General features: G+C 73.2%; 20 protein-coding genes and 1 tRNA gene. 13 read left to right on the top strand and 8 right to left on the bottom strand.

The window, feature by feature from the left end:
• Positions 1 to 38: 38 nt before the first annotated feature.
• From C2865_RS18530 to C2865_RS18515, 4 genes are all read left to right on the top strand, one after another.
• A complete protein-coding gene (locus tag C2865_RS18530) occupies positions 39 to 842 on the top strand; it encodes an enoyl-CoA hydratase (RefSeq protein ID WP_106399736.1) in 804 nt (267 codons plus the stop codon).
• A gap of 84 nt (positions 843 to 926) precedes the next feature.
• A tRNA-Lys gene (locus tag C2865_RS18525) sits at positions 927 to 1000 on the top strand.
• A 187-nt stretch (positions 1001 to 1187) separates the two neighbouring features.
• A complete protein-coding gene (locus C2865_RS18520; RefSeq protein ID WP_232835691.1) occupies positions 1188 to 1682 on the top strand; it encodes a SigE family RNA polymerase sigma factor in 495 nt (164 codons plus the stop codon).
• Positions 1679 to 2575 (top strand): hypothetical protein, encoded by an 897-nt coding sequence (locus C2865_RS18515; RefSeq protein ID WP_106399734.1) that lies wholly within the window; start codon positions 1679 to 1681, stop codon positions 2573 to 2575. Before C2865_RS18520 ends, C2865_RS18515 begins: the two co-directional genes overlap by 4 nt.
• Before the next feature lie 54 nt (positions 2576 to 2629).
• Here C2865_RS18515 and C2865_RS18510 read toward each other — a convergent pair whose 3' ends face one another.
• Complete coding sequence (locus C2865_RS18510; RefSeq protein ID WP_106399733.1) at positions 2630 to 3013, bottom strand: RNA-binding S4 domain-containing protein; 384 nt, start codon at positions 3011 to 3013, stop codon at positions 2630 to 2632.
• Positions 3014 to 3108: 95 nt separating this feature from the next.
• On the opposite strand from C2865_RS18510, the gene C2865_RS18505 reads away from it, so the two are divergent.
• Positions 3109 to 3309, top strand: coding sequence for a hypothetical protein (locus C2865_RS18505; protein ID WP_157963795.1), 201 nt, complete (start codon positions 3109 to 3111; stop codon positions 3307 to 3309).
• Positions 3310 to 3328: 19 nt separating this feature from the next.
• Here the strand turns inward: C2865_RS18505 and C2865_RS18500 are convergent, their stop codons facing one another.
• On the bottom strand, positions 3329 to 3826 hold the full coding sequence (locus C2865_RS18500) for a MarR family winged helix-turn-helix transcriptional regulator (RefSeq protein ID WP_198653413.1): 498 nt from the start codon (positions 3824 to 3826) through the stop codon (positions 3329 to 3331).
• Between the two features lie 38 nt (positions 3827 to 3864).
• On the opposite strand from C2865_RS18500, the gene C2865_RS18495 reads away from it, so the two are divergent.
• Positions 3865 to 4287: a nuclear transport factor 2 family protein gene (locus C2865_RS18495; protein ID WP_106399731.1), complete on the top strand. Its 423-nt coding sequence runs from the start codon at positions 3865 to 3867 to the stop codon at positions 4285 to 4287.
• A gap of 129 nt (positions 4288 to 4416) precedes the next feature.
• Positions 4417 to 5403 carry an LLM class F420-dependent oxidoreductase gene (locus C2865_RS18490; RefSeq protein ID WP_106399730.1) on the top strand — a complete coding sequence of 329 codons (987 nt, stop codon included), beginning with the start codon at positions 4417 to 4419 and terminating at the stop codon, positions 5401 to 5403.
• 211 nt (positions 5404 to 5614) lie between these two features.
• Here C2865_RS18490 and C2865_RS18485 read toward each other — a convergent pair whose 3' ends face one another.
• The 4 genes from C2865_RS18485 to C2865_RS18470 are packed head-to-tail and all read right to left on the bottom strand — an operon-like array spanning position 5615 to position 9782.
• Positions 5615 to 6091, bottom strand: coding sequence for a flavin reductase family protein (locus C2865_RS18485; protein WP_106399729.1), 477 nt, complete (start codon positions 6089 to 6091; stop codon positions 5615 to 5617).
• Entirely contained in the window at positions 6088 to 7782 is a 1695-nt protein-coding gene (gene sppA / locus C2865_RS18480) for a signal peptide peptidase SppA (RefSeq protein ID WP_106399728.1), read from the bottom strand. The genes C2865_RS18485 and sppA overlap by 4 nt, the downstream gene beginning before the upstream one ends.
• A 9-nt stretch (positions 7783 to 7791) precedes the next feature.
• Positions 7792 to 8274 carry a PaaI family thioesterase gene (locus C2865_RS18475; RefSeq protein WP_232835690.1) on the bottom strand — a complete coding sequence of 161 codons (483 nt, stop codon included), beginning with the start codon at positions 8272 to 8274 and terminating at the stop codon, positions 7792 to 7794.
• A gap of 47 nt (positions 8275 to 8321) precedes the next feature.
• Entirely contained in the window at positions 8322 to 9782 is a 1461-nt protein-coding gene (locus C2865_RS18470) for a serine/threonine-protein kinase (RefSeq protein ID WP_106399726.1), read from the bottom strand.
• A 105-nt stretch (positions 9783 to 9887) separates the two neighbouring features.
• On the opposite strand from C2865_RS18470, the gene C2865_RS18465 reads away from it, so the two are divergent.
• Positions 9888 to 10700, top strand: coding sequence for an NUDIX hydrolase (locus C2865_RS18465; RefSeq protein WP_106399725.1), 813 nt, complete (start codon positions 9888 to 9890; stop codon positions 10698 to 10700).
• Positions 10701 to 10707: 7 nt separating this feature from the next.
• Here C2865_RS18465 and C2865_RS18460 read toward each other — a convergent pair whose 3' ends face one another.
• Entirely contained in the window at positions 10708 to 11463 is a 756-nt protein-coding gene (locus tag C2865_RS18460; RefSeq protein ID WP_232835689.1) for a GntR family transcriptional regulator, read from the bottom strand.
• A gap of 120 nt (positions 11464 to 11583) precedes the next feature.
• Between C2865_RS18460 and C2865_RS18455 the strand changes: the two genes are divergently transcribed.
• From C2865_RS18455 to C2865_RS18445, 3 genes are all read left to right on the top strand, one after another.
• A complete protein-coding gene (locus C2865_RS18455) occupies positions 11584 to 11796 on the top strand; it encodes a hypothetical protein (protein ID WP_106400053.1) in 213 nt (70 codons plus the stop codon).
• A 294-nt stretch (positions 11797 to 12090) separates the two neighbouring features.
• Positions 12091 to 13392 (top strand): glycoside hydrolase family protein, encoded by a 1302-nt coding sequence (locus C2865_RS18450; RefSeq protein WP_106400052.1) that lies wholly within the window; start codon positions 12091 to 12093, stop codon positions 13390 to 13392.
• Positions 13389 to 14630 carry a cytochrome P450 gene (locus tag C2865_RS18445; protein WP_106399723.1) on the top strand — a complete coding sequence of 414 codons (1242 nt, stop codon included), beginning with the start codon at positions 13389 to 13391 and terminating at the stop codon, positions 14628 to 14630. Before C2865_RS18450 ends, C2865_RS18445 begins: the two co-directional genes overlap by 4 nt.
• 21 nt (positions 14631 to 14651) lie before the next feature.
• Here C2865_RS18445 and hutU read toward each other — a convergent pair whose 3' ends face one another.
• Complete coding sequence (hutU, locus tag C2865_RS18440; protein WP_106399722.1) at positions 14652 to 16331, bottom strand: urocanate hydratase; 1680 nt, start codon at positions 16329 to 16331, stop codon at positions 14652 to 14654.
• A 174-nt stretch (positions 16332 to 16505) separates the two neighbouring features.
• On the opposite strand from hutU, the gene C2865_RS18435 reads away from it, so the two are divergent.
• Entirely contained in the window at positions 16506 to 17072 is a 567-nt protein-coding gene (locus tag C2865_RS18435) for an RNA polymerase sigma factor (protein ID WP_232835688.1), read from the top strand.
• 34 nt (positions 17073 to 17106) lie between these two features.
• Positions 17107 to 17892 carry a hypothetical protein gene (locus tag C2865_RS18430; protein ID WP_106399720.1) on the top strand — a complete coding sequence of 262 codons (786 nt, stop codon included), beginning with the start codon at positions 17107 to 17109 and terminating at the stop codon, positions 17890 to 17892.
• Positions 17893 to 18081: the final 189 nt, after the last annotated feature.

Here is an 18081-nt window from a genome sequence, read left to right as displayed (position 1 = left end):
ATTGTCATTGCCATAGAACCTGTTCTACTTTCGCGTCCATGAGCTATGTTCTGCTGGACCGCCCCCGCGAAGGCGTCGCCCTGGTCACCCTGAACCGCCCGGAGCGCCGCAACGCCATGGCCTTCGACGTCATGATCCCGCTCCGGGAGACGATCGAGCGGGTCAGCCGCGACAACGACGTCCGCGTCATCGTGCTGACCGGCGCGGGCGACGGCTTCTGCTCCGGCGCCGACCTGGAGGACCCCGGGCCGCTCCCCGACATCGACGGCCTCACCCTGCCCTCCATCGCCCGGCGTGCCATGGAGGAGCTCGAGGACGTCGTCCTGGCCCTGCGCAAGGCGCACCAGCCCGTCATCGGCGCGATCAACGGCCCCGCCGTCGGCGGCGGCATGTGCCTGGCCATGGCCACCGACATCCGCTTCGCCGCCGAGACCGCCCTCTTCCGCGCCGCCGGGATCAACAACGGCCTCACCGCCGCCGAACTCGGCCTGTCCTACCTGCTCCCCCGCGCCATCGGCGCCTCCCGCGCCTTCGAGATCATGCTCTCCGGCCGCGACGTCGGCGCCGAGGAGGCGGCCCGCATCGGCCTGGTCTCCCAGACCGTCCCCGGCCCCGACCTCCTGGAGACCGCCTACGCCCTCGCCTCCCGCATCGCCGCCTACAGCCGCCTGGGCGTCGAGCTCACCAAGCGCATGCTCTGGTCCAGCCTCGACACCGCCGGCCTCCAGTCCCACCTGGAGCAGGAGGGCACCGCCCAGCTCCTCGTCCGCCTCACCACCCGCAACTTCGAGGAGTCCATCCGCGCCCGCAAGGACGGCCGCCCCCCGGTCTTCACGGACTGACCACCCGATATCGGTTCGCGCACTCCCCCGCCTGCTGGTAGTGTTCTCATGTCGAGAGGGGCGGAAGCCGCTCTCACACCACCCGCGCCGCTAGCTCAGTTGGTTAGAGCAGCTGACTCTTAATCAGCGGGTCCGGGGTTCGAGTCCCTGGCGGCGCACAGCGGAAAAGGCTCCATCTCTTCGGGGATGGGGCCTTTTCGTCTTTCCGGTGGACCTTTGATCGGGCGTCCGATCCGTCGCCTTTACCTTGTAGATCACGACTTGCCGGGAAGGCTTTTTCCGTACCGGGCCGGCATAGTTCCGCGGCGCCTCCGCGTCTTGAGGGGTGAAGAGGGAGGCCCCGCCGTGAACCAGGAAGCACGCGAGAGCTTCACCGCGTTCGTCGCCGCACGGTCAGGCAGTCTGATCAGGACCGCCTACGTGCTCACCGGCGACCAGCACGCCGCCGAGGAGCTGCTGCAGAACGCGCTCGCCAAGACCGCGGCCAGGTGGCGGTCCGTCCGGGACAGCCCCGAGGCGTACGTGCGCAAGGCCATGTACCACGACCAGGTCAGCCGGTGGCGCCGGCGCGGACGGGAGTACGCGACCGGCTCACCGCCCGAGGGCGTCCACCACGACGCGGACGTCGACCTGCGGGTGTCGCTGGAACGCGCCCTGTTCGCCCTCCCCCCGCGCAAACGCGCGGTGATCGTGCTCCGCTACTTCGAGGACCTCCCCGAGGCGGAGATCGCCTCGATCATGGGCTGCTCGGTGGGAACGGTGCGCAGCCAGGCCCACAAGGCGCTCGCCCGCCTCCGCGAACTCGCCCCGGATCTCGCCGTCCACCTGGAGATGTCATGAACCCCGAGGACAACGGCAGGCTGCTCACCGAAGCCCTCACCCGCATCGCCGACCGCGCCGACCCCGTCCACGACCCGGCCGGCCTGGCGGAGCGGGCCCTGCGCCGGGCCGGCGGCCGCCGCCGCGTCCGCACGGCCGCGGCCCTGACCGCCGTGGCGGCCGCCACCGCCCCGCTGCTGCTCCTCGGGGGCGGGGAGACGGTCCGGCCCGCCCCTCCCGCGGCGACGGCCGCGCCGGACACCGCCGCGGCCGACGAGCGGCGGCTCGTCAACGCCTGCATGCACCACGGCCCCCCGACGGGCGGGATGGGCGGCCCCCACCTGCTGCCGAAGAAGGGGCGGCCATCGGACTTCCGGGTCCTGGTGAGCACCGAAGCGGGCGCGGAGACGGTGGCGGCCGTCGGCAGCCCCGGGGGTTTCGTGCTCTGCGCCGTGCAGAACGAGCTGAGCACCGAGCCGCCGTACTTCCTCCCCTGGCCCGGGGACATCTCGCGCGGCCTGTCGTCCTTTCCCGGAAAGCTGCGCGTCGACTCCACCGCCTTCCTGACCCGGGTCGGCGAGAACGGCCGGGGCACCTCCTACGACGGCCTCCACCACCTGGTCACCGGCCGCTTCAAACCGGACGTCGCACGGATCGAGGTCGTCTGGAACCGGGACCGCCGCGCCGACGCCGTCCTGCGGGACGGCCACTTCCTCGCCCGCATCGGCAGCCGCTACGCAAAGACCGACGACATCGACGTCATGGTCCGGCCGCAGGACCGGATCCGCTCCATCACCGCGTTCGACGCCGCGGGGAAGGTCCTCCAGACCTGGAAGGCACCCGGCAAGGGCCTGCGCGACTTCGACTCCAACACCTGCCGGCGCCCCGGAGCACCGGCGTTGTGCTCCGGCTGAGGCACACCCGCGAGACCGGGCACCGTGCTCCGGTCGGGCCCGCCCGCGAGACGGCTACCCCGTGGGACGGCCGAAGAGCCTCTCGATGCTGCGGCGTTCGCGCTTGGTGGGGCGGCCCGCGCCGCGGTCGCGGACGGGGACGCCCAGGAGCTGCTCCTTGGCGGGGGGCGGGGGGCTCTTGTCGATGTAGCACTCGGCGGCGACGGGGGCGCCGACGCGCTTGGTGATGACGCGGGTGACGACGACGATGCGGTCGCGGCCGTCATGGCGGAAGTGGATCTCGTCGCCGGGCTTGACGGCGCGGGCGGGCTTGACGCGGGTGCCGTTGACCTTGACGTGGCCCGCGCGGCAGACCTCGGAGGCCAGCGAGCGGGTCTTGGTCAGGCGGACCGACCACAACCAGGTGTCGACGCGGGCGCTTGCCGGCTCTGCTGCCATGGCGTCCACTTTAGGCGGTGCGGGGCGGTGGGCGCAGGTCTCAAACCCGCTGTCGGAGAGTGAGAGGACAACCACATTTTGGTATGTTCCCGGGCTTGAGCGGGCATTCCTCCCGTATGAAGCTCTTCACGAAGTTCAAGCGGAAGACCGGCAAGCACCACGCGCACACGCCCACCCGCCGCGAGCGCGCCGCCGCCGAGCGCACCGCCAGGGCGGAGGCCGACCTGCGCGAGACCGAGGCGAAGATCTACGAGCTGGCCGACCGCGCCCGCCGCGAACTCCGCCGCTCCGCCTGAGCGGCCCGGCCTCCGGTCCCTACGCGGGCCGCACGCCGCGCCGTCTGACGGCCTCGGCGCCGCCGAGTGCCTCGAGGAGTTCGACGAGCAGCGCATGCGCTCCGGCCAGGCGCTCCGCGCCGTGCGCCTCGGCCAGAGACGCCTCCTGGGCCGCCCGGATCCGGCGGGCCGCCTCCACCGCGGCCCGGCCCCTCCCGGTGAGGCGCACCCTGCGGATCCTGGCGTCGGAGGGGTCGGGGAAACGTTCCACGTAGCCCCGGCCCTCCAGCTCCGCCACCGTCTTCGAAGCGCCCTGCTGGGTCATCTCCAGCCGCGCCGCCAGCTCCGAGATGGTCGGCTCCCCCTCGACGAGGTGCTGGAAGACGTAGCCGTGCGAGAAGCGCAGGTCCGCGTACCCCTCCCCGGCCAGCCGCTCGCGGACGCGTTCGGCCGCGGCGAGGCCGACGAAGAGGGCCAGGCTGCCGATGTCGAGCTCTGCGGGGAGGTCCATGGCCTCCATGATGACTTCCACAACCATGGTTGTGTTCTTGTTGCCGCACAACTACGGTTGTGCTCATGGAGAACACCACCGAAGGCGGCACGGCGGCCAACATCGAAAGGGCCGTCGCCTACCACGAGGCCGTGGGGCGAGGAGCGACCGGCGCGGAGCTCGCCGCGTTCTTCACCCCGGACGCCGTGCACCGGGAGCTTCCCAACGCGCTGTTCCCCGACGGGGCCGTCCGGGATCTGGACGGCGTCCTGCGCGGCGCGGAAGCCGGGCGGGAGCGGATGAGCGGCCAGACGTTCGAGGTGCTCAACGCCGTCGGCGCCGGCGACACCGTCGCGCTCGAGGTCCGCTGGACGGGGGTGCTCGCCCGGCCGGCCGGCGGGCTCCCCGCCGGGCACGTGATCCGGGCGCACATAGCGACGTTCCTGGAGTTCCGCGGTGGGCTCATCGCGGAGCAGCGGAACTACGACTGCTACGAGCCGCTGTCCTGAGACGCCCTCTCCCGCGCGGCGGAGGCGTCACCCACGCGGTGGACTCCACGGACCCGTTCACGGATGGGACGGATGCTACTTTGTGGGCTGACTTCTCCCGAAGAATCACATGCCCCTTGGAGCCATGCCATGGATTCCGCGACCACCCCCCGGCTGACCGTCTCCCTGGGCTTCTGGCAGGACCGCCCGGCCGGGGAGGCGCTGGCAACGGCGCAGGCCGCCGAGCGGCTCGGCTACGACGAGCTGTGGGTGGGCGAGATGGCCACCTACGACGCGTTCGCCCTGGCCACCGCCGTCGGCCTCCGCACCGAGCGGATCCGGCTGACCGTGGGGCCGCTGGCCGTCCCGGTGCGGGACCCCATGACGATCGCGCGGGGCGCGGCCTCCGTGGCGGACCTGACGGGGCGGCGGGTGGACGTCGCGCTGGGGACGTCCAGCCCGATGGTGGTGGAGGCCTGGCACGGGCGGGACCGGAGCCGGTCGTTGACGCGGCTGCGGGAGTCGGTCACGGTGCTGCGGGAGCTGCTCGACGGCGGCAAGCCGGCCTTCACGGGCCGGACCGTCGGCTCGCGGGGCTACCGCCTGCGGCTGGACGCTCCGAAGTCGGAGCTGACGGTGGCGGCGTTCGGCGACGGGGCCGTGCGGGTCGCCGGCGCGGCGGCCGACCGGATGGTCCTCAACCTGATCACGCCGGAGTCCGCGGCGTCCCTCGTCGGGCGGCTGCGCGAGGCCGCCCGGGAGGCCGGACGCCCCGTGCCGAAGGTCGCCGCCTGGGTGTCCGCGGCCGTCGACCCGTCCGAGGAGGCGATCGAGCAGATCCGGCGCGCCGTCGTCGGCTACCTGGCCGCCCCCGGCTACGCGGAGATGTTCGTCGAAGCCGGGTTCGCGGACGTCGTCGCGTTCGCCCGCACCCGCCCGCACCCGCGGGAGCTCCTCGCCGCCGTGCCCGTCGACCTCGTCCGCTCCGTCGCGCTCGTCGGAGACGAGAAGGCGGTCCGCGAACGCATCGCGGCATACGCGCGCGCCGGAGTCGACGAGATCGCGCTCCTGGCGGCCTCCGTCGACTCCGACCCCGCCGGAGAGGCGACCCTGGCCGCGCTGAGCCCGGCCCGCTGAACCCGTCCGACCGGGACCCTCCCACCGAACCCGGCCCGCTCGGCCCGCCGAGCCCGGCCCGCTGGCCCCTGCCCGCCGAGCCCGGCCGACCGAGACCGTCCCGCCGGACCCTGCCCGCCGAGCCCGGCCGACCGAGACCGTCCCGCTGAACCCGTCCCGCTGGACGCTGCCGATCGGGACCGGCCGCCGGGCCCGTCCTCCGGGATCGGGTTCAGCGGTAGCGGCGGTTCACCCGGATCAGCGGTTCGCCCTGGTCCAGGTAGTCCACTGCGAGGACCTCCGCGACGATCAGCACGTGGTCGCCCGCCGGGATGCGCAGCCGCGTCTCGCACTCCACCGCGGCCATCCCGCCTTCGATGACGAGCGCCTCGGAGCGCGGGCCGCGGTGGTGGGGCTGGCCGCCGAGCAGCAGCCGCGCCGAGGGGCGGCCTTCGGCGGCGAAGCGCCCGGCGAGGGCCCGCTGGGCCACGGCGAGCACCGTGACGGCCCAGCGGTCGCGGCGGTGCAGCACCTCGCACAGGTAGGACTCCTCGGCCACGCCGACGAGGACCATCGGCGGGTCGAGCGACACCGAGGTGAAGGCGGTGACGGTGGTGCCGATGTCGTCGCGGCCGTCCCTGACGGTCACCACGGCGACCCCGGTGGCGAAGGAGGCCAGCGCGGCCGTGAAGTCCTGCGGCGCGGTCAACGGGGTTCCCAGGCCCCCGGCAGCACCAGCGGGCCCGCCGCGGGCAGGCCGAGCTGCGCCGCGAGCCCGGCCAGCGAACCCCAGCCGGAGAAGCGGGCGACGGCGGCCGTGCGGTCCTCGCTGGACTCGGCGGGGCGGAACCGGTCGAGCGGCGAGACGTGCGGCAGGGAGCGCACCGGCGCGTTCGCCGGCAGCCCCGCCTTGCGGCGGGCGAGGTCGAGGGCGCGGTCGAGGCCGCCCAGCTCGTCGACGAGGCCGTTGTCCACCGCGTCGGCGCCGGTCCACACGCGTCCGCGCGCGAGCCGCTCCAGGTCGGCGAGTTCCATGCCGCGGCCGCGGGCCGCCTTGGCGGTGAAGTCGGCGTAGATGCGGTCGAGGGAGTGGTCGAGCCGCTCCCACTCGCTGTCGGTGAAGTCCCGCGTGGTGGAGTTCATCTCCGCGTGCCGCCCGAACGCGGCGCTGCCGAAGTTCACCCCGAGCCGCTCCATCAGCTCGCTGACGACGGGCTTGCCGGAGTACACGCCGATGGACCCGGTGAGCGTCCCGGGCTGGGCGACGATCGTGTCGGCGGCCATGGAGATGAAGTAGCCGCCGGACGCCGCCAGGTTGCCCATCGAGACGACGAAGGGCTTGCCCGCCTCGCGGGCCAGGTTCACCTCGCGCCAGACGGCGTCGGAGGCGACGTAGGACCCGCCGGGGCTGTTCACCCGCATGACGATCGCCTTGATCTTCGGGTCCCTGGTCGCGGCGCGGATCGCGGCGGCGAGCGTGTCGGACCCGACGGCCCCGCCCTGTCCGGGCACCGGCCCGCGCCCGGAGCGGCCCAGCCTGATCATCCCGCCCGCCTGGACGAGCGCGACGGCCTCCTTGCCGCCGGACGGGAGCCTGCCGGAGAGGCCGGACCGGTTGTACCGGGAGACGTACTGCAGCCGCGCCTCCTTGCCTGCCCGCCGACGGACGTGCGCGTACACCTCGTCCCGGTAGGCGAGCTCGTCGACGAGCCCGGCGTCGAGCGCCTCGGCCGCCGTCAGCGGCGCCCGGTCGATCAGCTCGCGCACCTTGTCCTCGGACAGGCCGCGCGCCTGGGCGATCCCGGCGGCGATCTGCCCGCCGAGCGACTCGACCATCCGCCGGGACGCCTCGGCGTGCTCGGCGGTGTAGTCGTTCTCCAGGAACGTGTTGGGCGCCGTCTTGTACTCGGCGCGCTTGCCGAACCGGAAGGCGACGCCGGCCCGGTCGAGCGCGTCCTTGAGGAACGGCTCGGACAACGCGATGCCGGTGACCCCGACGTCGCCCGACGGCTGGAGGTAGATCTTCTCGAAGGCCGTGGCCAGGTAGTAGGAGGTCGTGCCCTGCCCGGTCTCGCCGAACGTCTCCGTCCAGGCGACGGCGCTCTTGCCGGCCGCCCTGAACCCGGCGACGGCCTCGCGCAGCTCCTGCACCATGGCCAGCCCGACCGGGCCGCCGACCTTGGCGACGAGCGCCTTGACCCGCGGGTCGCGGCGGGCCTTGCGCAGGCCCTCGACCACGTCCCGCAGGTGCACCCGCCGGGCGCCCATCAGCGCCGCGAGCGGGTCCGGCTGGGCGCCTTCGACGAGCCCGTCGGAGAGGTCGAGTTCCAGGACCAGCGGGGCGTGGCGCCGCTCACGCAGGTCTTTGACCGTGTCCAGTGCCTTCAGCGGATCCACCATGACCCAACACTATGCGCCGTCGGCGGACTTCCGGTCCCTGGCGAAGATCTGGTTCCCGGTGACGCTCGCCGTGGCGGCGGCGCACGCCCGGTCCCGCGCGTCGAACAGGGTGGCGGCGGAGACCGTGCGGGAGCGCCCCGCGTGGGTGACGGTGCCGATGACGCGGTAGGTCTCGCCCGCCTGGACCGCCCGCAGGTAGTCGATGTTCAGGTTGAGGGTGAGCTGCGGCACGAAGACGTCCCCGAGGCTGCTGGCCGCCAGGCAGACGGCGTTGTCGAGGATCGTGGCGATGAACCCGCCGTGCACGGTGCCGCCGGGGTTGCAGAGTTTCACGTCGGGGGTCCAGGCCAGTTCGACACGGCCGGGCTCCGCCCCCACGATCACCTGCCCGATGTAGTCGGACACATCGGTCACTTGCGGGAACTTCCCCTCACCGATGGCCCGGATGAGCTCGGCCCCGGTCAGGGTGTCCCAGAGTTCTGCTGCTGACACGTACGCGAGGGTAACTAATGAATCCGCCTCCGGCGCCGTGACCCCGCTCACTCGGCCTTGCTCAGGCTGGTGCTCCCGTCGGCCGTGCCCGCCACGTCCGCCGCGTAGGCCAGCGACAGCCCCTCCCCCTCGGGGCTCAGCCGCACCGTGCCGTTCGGGCACTCCCGGTTCTGGTCGGTCAGGTCCAGCTCCAGCTGCTCCGGCCGGACGGCCTTGACGCCCAGCGTCCCGTTGCAGACCCCCTCCCCGGTGAACTGCGCGCCCCCGGACCGCTGCCCCTCGAAGAGCGTCAGCTGCACCTCGTAGTACCTCTCGCCGCCCTGCGCGTCGCGGATCTCCAGCCCTCCCGTCCACGTCCCCGCGAACGCCGCCGGAATGGTGTCCCCGCCCGGCGTGATCCCCCCCTTGCGCAGCTCCTCGTACCCGAACCAGCCGCCCGCGCCCAGCAGCACCGCCAGCGCCAGGAGCACCGCCGGCCACTTGCGGCGCCGCCTGCGCGGCACCGGAACGCCCGGCGGGTAGAGCGGCGGCGGGGTGGTCGGGGGCGGGCTCACCGGGAAAGGCGGCGGAGTGGCCGGCTGGACGGGGGGCGGCGTCGGCGAGGAGCGGTCGACGGTCGCGTCCATGGAGGGCCACGACGGGGAGAAGGCGGGCGTCGGCACCGGCACGCCCTCCTGCGGGCCGTCGTGCTCGTGCTCCAGGTCCGCTTCCAGTTCCTCCCGCAGCCGCCGGGCGCTCGGCCGCCGGGCCGGGTCCTTGTCCAGGCAGCCGCGCAGCAGCGGCTCGAACGCCTCCAGGCCGTGCCCCAGCCGGGGTTCGGCGTGCATGATCCGGCCGAGGACCGCCGCGATGTTGTCGCCGTCGCCGTCGAACGGGCCGAACGGCGGGTACCCGGTCGCCGCGAACACCATCGTGCAGGCCCACGCCCACACGTCGGACGCCTTGCCCGCGGGCTGCCCCTGCAGCTGCTCGGGCGCGATGTAGGCGGGCGTGCCGACGATCGCGCCGCTGAGGGTGTGCTGGTCGACGGGACGGGCGATGCCGAAGTCCACCACCCGCGGCCCGTCGGGGCCGAGCAGGACGTTGGCGGGCTTGAGGTCGCGGTGCACCACCCCGGAACCGTGGATGGTCACCAGCGCCTGGGCGGTGAAGGCCAGCAGCCGCTCCAGGTCGCCGCCGCGCAGCGGCCCCTGGGCGGCGACCCGCTCGAACAGGGACGGGCCGTCGACGAACTCGCTGACCACGAAGGGCCGGGTGCCCTCGAAGGAGTAGTCGACGACCCGGGAGATGCAGTACTGCAGCCGCACCCTCTGGGCGGCGTTCATCTCCCGTGCGAGCCGTTCGCGCGCCTCGGCGTCGGCGGCCTTGAGCACCTTGACCGCCACCCGGTCCCCCGTCTGCGGGTCGCGCCCCAGGTAGACGATGCCCTGGCCGCCCTCGCCGAGCCGTTCCAGCAGGGCGAACCTGCCGAGCGTGTGCGGATCGCCGGGTCTGAGGGGTTCGGCCATGGGATGCCTCCAGGGTTCGTGCCGACTCAAGCTTGCCCTGTCCCCGGGGCCACAAGGTAGGCGTCGGACCCCGAATCTCGATCACGGCTCGGCTACTCTGCGGGCGTGGACGGCGATGGGTTCACCCGGTGCGAACGAGGCCACACGCACTGGGGTCGGTTCGGGGCGGCGGGCCTGCTGCTGTTCAGCCAGGACCACGTCCTGCTCCAGCAGCGCGCGTGGTGGTGCAACGGCGGCGGCACCTGGTGCCTGTTCGGCGGCGGGCGGCACGCGGGCGAGGACGCGGTGACGGCGGCGCTGCGGGAGACGACGGAGGAGAGCTCCCTGGACGTCTCCATCGTGCGCCTGCACGGGCGGGTCAAGGACGACCACGGCGGCTGGTCCTACACCACGATGATCGGCTCCGCGCCGGAGCGCACTCCGGTGCGCGGGGAGTCCAGCGAGACGAAGGCGGCCCGCTGGGTGCCGGTCTCGGAGGTGGACACGCTGCGGCTCTTCGCGCCGTTCGGTGACGCGTGGCCTACGCTGCGCTCCATGCTCACCCGTGTGGTCCTCATCGTGGACGCCGCCAACGTCATGGGCTCGCGGCCGGACGGCTGGTGGCGCGACCGGCTGGGCGCGGCCCGGCGGCTGCGCGACGGGCTCGCCGGGCTCGGCCCGGTCTCCCTCGGCCCGTTCGACGAGGCCTACCCGGAGCTGGTGCTGGTGGTGGAGGGCGCGGCCCGGCCGCTGGAGAGCGCCGGGGGCGTGCGGGTGGTCGCGGCGCCCGGCAGCGGGGACGACGAGATCGTCGCCCAGGTGCGGCAGGACGGGGCGTACCACGTGGTGGTCACCGCCGACCGCGAGCTGCGCCGCCGCTGCGAGGAGGCCGGCGCGCAGGTGGTGGGGCCGCGCTGGCTGCTGGACCGGCTGGCCTGAGGCCGGCCTACAGGTCCAGGGAGTAGTCCAGGACCACCCGGTCCGCCGGGATGACGATGTCCCGGCACACCTCCAGGACGTGCTCGCCGGAGAACATCCGCCGGGTGACGGTGATGACGGGCACCCCTTCGGACATCCGCAGCGTCCCGGCCTCCTCGGGGTCGGGCATCCGGGCCCGGACGGACTCCTCGACGCGGGTCGGCGGGTGGCCGAGGTAGGCCAGCTGCGCGGGGGTGCCGCCGGGCCACGGCTCCCGGTCGGGGTCGGCGACGGGCGTGCCGCCGACGAGGTCCCACGGCAGGTAGTTGACGGAGATCTGCTGGGGTTCGCCGCGCGCCCAGAACACGAACCGCCTGCGCAGGAGCCCCGTGCCGACGGGCAGGAGGAAGAGCGCGGCGAGTTCGGCGTCGGCGTCGACCCGGTCGTAGGCGCGGTCGAGCCGGTACTCGTGCCAGCCGATCCGCTGGTCGTGGGTGAAGGACGTGGCGGGCTCGGGGCGCGGCGCGGTCTCCACCCGGTAGCGCTCCATCGCCATCCGGCGGACCGGTGGCCGGATCCGGACGACGGTGCCGCCGCCGCGCCGGGTCTCCACCAGGCCCTCGGCGCGCAGCACCGCCACCGCCTGCCGGACCACGATGTCCGAAACACCGTGTGCCCCTGCCAGGGCCGCGAGGGTGGGCAGCCGTGATCCGGGGGGATAGGTGCCGTCCCGAATTCCCTTCCTGAGCTCATCGGCTATCCGGATATAGGCGGGTTTCGGCACCGGCGACACCTCCCTGTCGGACCGCCGGGGGAATGTTGCTGTTACTCGAAGCTTGACGGTTCTCCCTACGCGTATCACTTTTGTATACGGAATGAGTTGTTCGGGGAAGGGACCACCCTGATGGTGGACTTCGCAGACCTCAAGGCGAGCATCGAATCGGAGCACCCCGGCTGGGTGGTGTGGCGCAGCGACGCGGGCAGGTGGTATGCCACCCGCAGCGGCGACCTGACCGACGCCCAGCTCAACGCGGGACTGGCGATGACGCTGGCCTCCGACGACGAGACGGGCCTGCGGGTTCAGCTGGACGAACAGGCACGCACGGAGGGCGCCTGAGAGGGCGCGGGGGATGGAGGGCGATCCCGGTCCGCCCCGCAGGGGTGGTGGAGCGGACCGGGGTCATCTCGCGTGTTCTTTCCCGCGCCCGCGGTGACACAAGAGTACGGTCCAGGTAAGTATTCACGATCGGCCAGAGAAGGCTCTTGCGAACCAGAGCGAACGGTTGAACGTTCTAAGGAAAAAGCAACCGACTCTGGAGGGTCAGTGAAAGGCCAGCCGTCTCCGACCTCCGTCACACCCCCTTTGGTCTCCGCGCGCAGGGGGCGGCACGGCCGCCGCACCCCCGTGTGGATGATCGCGCTGGCCGCCGCCCTCCTGGGAGTCGTCACCGCCTCGGTCGTGCTCTACCTCAACCGCGATCCCGGGCCGTCCGCGGTCCTGGACGGCGAGCCCGTCGGCGACATCTCGGCGGGCCCGGACGGCGACTGGGCGGCCTGGGGGTTCACCCACACCCAGACCAGCCTGGAGACCGACCCGGCGGCCGCCGCCGCGGTCGGCCGCCAGCGCACGCTGCAGGCCCAGCACATCATGGGGTTCGGCGCGAACAACCCGCAGCCGACGCCGGGCCGCTACGACTGGTCGTCGCTGGACCAGCGGATGCGGGCGATCCGCGACACCGGCGGCGTCCCGGTCGTCACGCTGTGCTGCGCGCCCGACTGGATGAAGGGCGGCCCGGCCGGGGCGACCGACTGGACGCACCTGGAGGACGCGCCGCTGCCGGAGTTCTACGACGCCTTCGCCGAGCAGGCCGCCGAGATCGCCCGCCGCTACCCGGACGTGCGGTACTTCTTCGTCTGGAACGAGTTCAAGGGCTTCTTCAACCGCAGCCAGAACCGCTGGGACCACGAGGGCTACACCAACCTCTACAACAAGGTGTACACGGCGCTGAAGCGGGAGAACCCCGACGTGCTGGTCGGCGGTCCCTACATCCCGCTCAACAGCTACGCCGACGCGCACTCCGAGGCGTCCGGCGAGGTGCGCGGCCCGTGGGGCGCGGCCGACCAGCGCGGACTCGACGCCGTCCGGTACTGGCTGGAGAACAAGGAGGGCGCGGACTTCATCGTCATCGACGGCTCGTCGCTGCCCGAGGACAGGACCGCGCACGGCGACGAGTTCGCCGCGAACGCCAAGTTCGGTGCGCTCACCCGCTGGCTGCGCGCCCAGGAGGACCTGCCGGTGGTGTGGGCCGAGTGGTACGTCGAGCCGGAGAACTCCGGGTGGAGCGCCGGGCGGCTGCACGCCGTCCAGGCCGCCGCGATGATCGAGTTCGCCCGGTCGGGCGCGGCGGGCGCGCTGTACTGGAGCCCGCAGGGCAGCCCGGGGGCGTGCAACGGCTGCCTGTGGACGCGCCAGGGCACGGCGCTGCCGTCGCTGGAGCTGCAGCAGAACTTCGCGCGCTGGTTCCCGCCCGGCACGGGCCTGGTGCAGGTACCGGTCACGAACGTGTCCGGGGGGTCGGAAAAAGACCTGAAAGTGCTGGCCTCGGCTGAGCAACTCCTCGCGGTGAACGCCACGGACCGTCCGCTTGCGGCTACGGTCGGTGGTGAACAGCTCAGGCTCCAGCCCTACGAGATCAGGTGGGTCGGCAGATGAACGCGAGTACGGATCTTGTCGGCGTCGACTTCTGGGCCCGGCCGCACGAGGAGCGCTACGCCGAGTTCGCCCGGCTGCGCACCCTGAAGCAGCCGGTCTTCTTCGCCGAGCCGCGGGTCCCGCTCGTCCGGTCGGGCAAGGGGTTCCACGCCCTGGTCCGGCACGCCGACGTCGTCGAGGTCAGCCGCGACACCAAGGCGTTCTCCAGCGAGCCGGCGGCGACGTCGCCGGAGCCGCCGCCGTGGATCGCGTGGCTGTTCGGCCGGCCCATGGTGAACATGGACGACCCCCGGCACGGGCGGCTGCGCCGGATCGTCTCGCGCGCGTTCAGCCCCAGGATGCTGGCCGGGCTCGCCGAGGAGATCCAGGCCACCGCCGCCGGCATCGTGGACGACCTGGAGCGCGAGGGCCCGCGGGACTTCGTGGAGCAGGTGGCCGCGCGGCTGCCCATCAACGTCATCTGCGCGATGATGGGCATCCCGCCGGAGCGGCGGCCGTACGTGCTCCGGCGCATCGACGTCATGACCGAGTACTCCGGGGTCCGCGGCTCCCTGTTCGATCCCAGGACGCTGCGGCTGCTGGCGGGCAACCTGAAGGCCATCGTCGACCTGCACCGGCTGGTGGCGCGGATGGCGCGGGAGCGCCGCGGGAACCCGCGGGGCGACCTGGTCTCGGCGCTGGTGAACGCCAACGTCGACGGCGAGTCCCTGACGACGCGGGAGCTGGGCAGCTTCTTCGACCTGCTGCTGGTGGCGGGCAACGAGACCACCCGCAACGCCTTGTCGCACGGCGTCCGGCTGTTCACCGAGCATCCCGACCAGCGGGAGCTGCTGCTGGCCGACTACGACGCCCGGATCGGCCCGGCGATCGAGGAGATCGTGCGGTACACCTCCCCCATCATCCAGTTCCGGCGGACGGTCACCCGGCCGTACGAGCTGAACGGGCTGCGGCTGGAGCCCGGCGACAAGGTCGTGTTGTTCTACCCGGCGGCCAACCGCGACCCCGAGGTCTTCGCCGACCCCGACCGGTTCGACATCACCCGCTCCCCCAACCCCCACGTCGGGTTCGGGGGGCCCGGCGCCCACCTGTGCCTGGGCGCCAACCTCGCCCGCATGGAGCTGAAGATCATGTTCCGTGAGCTGTTCACCCGGCTGCCGGGCCTTCGCACCACGGGCGAGCCGGAGTACCTGCTGTCGAACTTCGACAACGGCGTGGTCCGCCAGCCCTTCACGTTCTGAGCCCCGCGGGCCCGCCCCGGCTCATTCGCCGGCCTCCCGCGCCCCGCCGGGTTCGGGCGGCTCCATCGGGATCTCGAAACCGTGCTCCCCCGCGGTCTCGACGGCCCGCGCGTACCCGGCGTCGGCGTGCCGCAGCACCCCGATGCCGGGGTCGTTGGTCAGGACGCGCTCGAGCCTGCGGGCGGCCTGCGGGGTCCCGTCGGCGACCGCGACCTGGCCGGCGTGCACCGAGCGCCCGACGCCGGCGCCGGCGCCCTGGTGGAGGGACACCCAGGTCGCACCCGAGGCGGTGGCGAGCAGCGCGTTGAGCAGCGGCCAGTCGGCGATCGCGTCGGAGCCGTCGAGCATGCCCTCGGTCTCGCTGTGCGGCGCCGCCACCGACCCGCAGTCCAGGTGGTCGCGTCCGATCACGAGGGGGGCGCCGAGGTCGCCCCGCGCCACCAGCTCGTTGAACCGCAGTCCCGCCGCGGCGCGTTCGCCCTGGCCGAGCCAGCAGACCCGGGCGGGCAGCCCCTGGAAGGGCACCTTCTCCCGCGCCGCGCGGATCCACCGGGCGAGGGGCTCCTCGTGCGGGAACAGCTCCAGGACCGCCCGGTCGGTGACGCCGATGTCGTGGGCGTCCCCCGAGAGCGCCACCCAGCGGAACGGGCCCTTGCCCGCGCAGAACAGGGGGCGCAGGTAGGCGGGCACGAAGCCGGGATAGGCGAAGGCGTGCTCGTACCCGGCCAGCCGCGCCTGGTCGCGCAGGGAGTTGCCGTAGTCGAAGACCTCCGCGCCCGCCGCCTGGAAGCCGACCATCGCCTCGGCGTGCCGCGCCATCGACTCCAGGGCGCGCAGGGCGAGCCCGCCGGGGTCGTCCTCGCGCAGCGCGGCCAGTTCCTCGAACGGCACCCCGATCGGCAGGTACCGCAGCGGGTCGTGGGCGGGGGTCTGGTCGGTGACGATGTCGAGGGGCGCTCCGGCCGCCAGCAGCCGCACGGCGGTCTCGGCGGCGTTGCCGGGCAGCGCGACCGACAGCGGTCTCTGGGAGTCCCTGGCCCGCAGGGCGAGGGCCAGCGCCTCCTCCGCCGATTCCGCCCGGACGTCGCAGTAGCCCTGGGCGACGCGCTGGGCGACGCGCGCCGGGTCGCATTCGACGCAGATCACCGCCCCGCCGTTCATGGTGACGGCCAGGGGCTGCGCCCCGCCCATCCCGCCGAGCCCCGCGGTGAGGGTGACCGTTCCGGCGAGGGTGCCGCCGAACCGCCGGGCGGCGACGGCGGCGAAGGTCTCGTAGGCGGCCTGCAGCACGCCCTGCGCGCCGACGTGGATCCAGGAGCCCGCGGCCGTCTGCCCCGCCATGATGAGCCCGAGTTCCTCCAGCTGCCGGAACTCCTCACGGGTCGCCCATTCGGGCACCAGGTTGGAGTTGGCCAGCAGCACCCGGGGCGCCCACTCGTGGGTGCGCAGGACGCCGACGGGCTTGCCGGACTGCACCAGCAGGGTCTCGTCCTCGCCCAGTTCCGTCAGGCACCGCACGAGCGCCGCGTACGCGCCGGGGCCGCGAGCCGCCTTGCCGCCCCCGCAGACGGTCAGCGACTCGGGGTGCTCGGCCACCTCCGGGTCGAGGCTGTTGGCGAGCATCCGCAGCGCGGCCTCCTGCGGCCAGCCCCGGGCGCTCAGCGCGGTGCCGCGCGCCGCGCGGACCGGGAAGTGCTTCATCGCGGCCCCCTCCGTCCCCCCATGTCCTTGTCCTGCCCGTCCGGAACGGGACTGAACGAGGGAGTCGCGGGGTCCGGCCGGATCCGGAGGACCCCGGAAACCCTGGCAGGAAAAGAATCAAGAAAAGTCCTGTCTTGTTCACTTCTGCCCCGGGAAGACAGCATAGTTATGCGCGTGGATCGGAAGGTGGCCCAGCGGACCCCTCCGGACGAGGCCGAGCTGTCGGCGTGCGTCCGGGCCGCGCAACAGGGAGACGACACGGCTTTCCGGACCGTGTACCGGGATCTGCAACCGCGCCTGCTGCGCTACCTCCGCGCGCTCGTGGCCGAGGACGCCGAGGACGTCGCCTCCGAGGCCTGGCTGCAGATCGTCCGCGACCTGCCCGCCTTCCGGGGGGAGTACGACGGGTTCCGCGGCTGGGCGACGACCATCGCCCGCAACCGCGCCCTGGACCACGTCCGCCGGCGCCGCCGCAGGCCCCAGGCCGAGACGACGCTGGACGAGCTGACCGAGGTGGCCGGCGAGCACGACACCGAGCAGAGCGCGCTCGGCGCCCTGGGCACCGAACGGGCGCTGCGGCTGATCATGCGGTTGCCGCGCGAGCAGGCCGAGGCCGTGCTGCTGCGGGTCGTCATCGGCCTGGACGCCAAGACCGCAGGTCAGGTCCTGGGCAAGCGGGCCGGGGCGGTGCGCACCGCGGCGTACCGGGGCCTGAAGAAACTCGCTGCGGAAATCGAGTGACACTTTGCCGCACCGCGACGCTGAAAGAGATGAGATGAGCGCGAAACGGATCAACCGGCGGACCGCGGAGCGGATGCTCCGCGGGCGTTCGGTGGGCCACCCCGTCGCCCACCTGCTCGACAGCGCGGCCGCCCCCGGCCGGGCGGACGAGCTGGACGGCGAGGCGGAGGCGGTCGCCTACTTCCAGGAAGCGTTCGTCGGCGCGCCCGTCCCGTCCGCACTGCCCGAGGAGAAGCCATCACCCCGCCCCACGTCCACCCGCAGGCTGACCGCGAGGGTCGCCGGGGCCGTCCTGGCCATCGGCGCCATCGGAGCGGCCGGCGGGGTGGCGATAGCGGCGGGCGGCGTACCCGGGCAGGAGAAGGCCGAACCGAAGAAGCCGCCTCCCAGGACCAGCGCCCCCGCGCACACCCGCAAGTACGCGCCGCCGCCCCCCTCCCCCGCCCCGGCGGCGCGGCCGTCCATCGCCGACCTGTGCCGGAAGTACATCACCGAGGGCAGGAAGGACGAGCACCTCACCCCGCTCATCAAGGCGGCGGGAGGCAAGCAGAAGGCCATCGCCCTGTGCGTCGCCCTGATGGGCGGCGACCGGCCGGCGGGCGGGTGGCCGACCGACTGGCCCAAGGAGTGGCCCGCCGACTGGCCCAAGAACCAGAAGTGGCCGACCGCCTGGCCGACGGAGCTCCCGAAGGAATGGGTGCGGCCGCCGGACGGGCGCAAGGCCGAAGACACCTCGGGCCGCAGGGCCGAGGGCACAGCCGAACGCCAGTCCCTCTGGCCCGAAGGCTGGCCTGAGAACTGGCCCGAGCTCGGATTCTGAGCCCGGACCGCACGGCACGACCCGCACGGCACAACTGAATCAAAGGCTCCGGACGCCTCTCACGGGTTCTGCCCCCGTTCCCGTAACCGCGGCGTCCGGAACTGCCGGGGAATCCCCCGCGCCCTCCGGTCCGGAAGGTGCAGCGTTCCCTCGTGCGAGCGGCCTCCCGGTCGCGCGGCGGACCTCCGG

The sequence above is a fragment of the Actinocorallia populi genome (genome assembly GCF_002995495.1).
In the GTDB taxonomy this organism is placed as follows: Bacteria; Actinomycetota; Actinomycetes; order Streptosporangiales; family Streptosporangiaceae; genus Actinocorallia; species Actinocorallia populi.
Note: the sequence above shows the minus strand (reverse complement) of the source record. Positions and strands in the feature narration are given on the sequence as shown.